We start from the raw sequence: 429 nt of genomic DNA, 5'->3' as shown, positions 1-429 counted from the left end.
ACATCTGGGAGACAACCTCTACGGCGGACTGGAACACATCAGCAGCACCGCCCTTCTTGCCGACCGCCACAGTCTGCCATCTTACGATATGGGCGAAGCCGACAAAGCCTATACCCGAATTACTCGGTCTATTCTCCCATGAATACTTCCACGCATGGAGCGTCAAATCCATCAAACCGGCTGTCTTCGCACCTTACAATCTAGACCAAGAAAACTATACCGAGCAACTTTGGGCATTTGAAGGCATTACCTCCTACTACGACGACCTCTTTCTTGCTAGAAGCAAAACCATCAGCCCAGAAGCCTACCTTACCCTGCTTGCACAAGGCATCACACGCGTCCAGCAGACACAAGGCCGTCTGAAACAAACACTTGCCCAATCCAGTTTCCGCGCATGGGGCAAGTTCTAAAAACAAGGCGAAAACAGCA

At 51.0% G+C, this 429-nt stretch carries 1 pseudogene; it reads left to right on the top strand.

Going from position 1 to position 429, the window contains the following annotated elements:
* Positions 1 to 407: pseudogene (locus tag ACTHUR_RS21760) on the top strand (M61 family metallopeptidase); the annotation flags it as partial.
* Between the last annotated feature and the right edge of the window lie 22 nt (positions 408 to 429).

The organism is Neisseria sp. P0021.S007, assembly GCF_051956855.1.
This window is presented reverse-complemented; position numbering and strand designations above follow the sequence as displayed.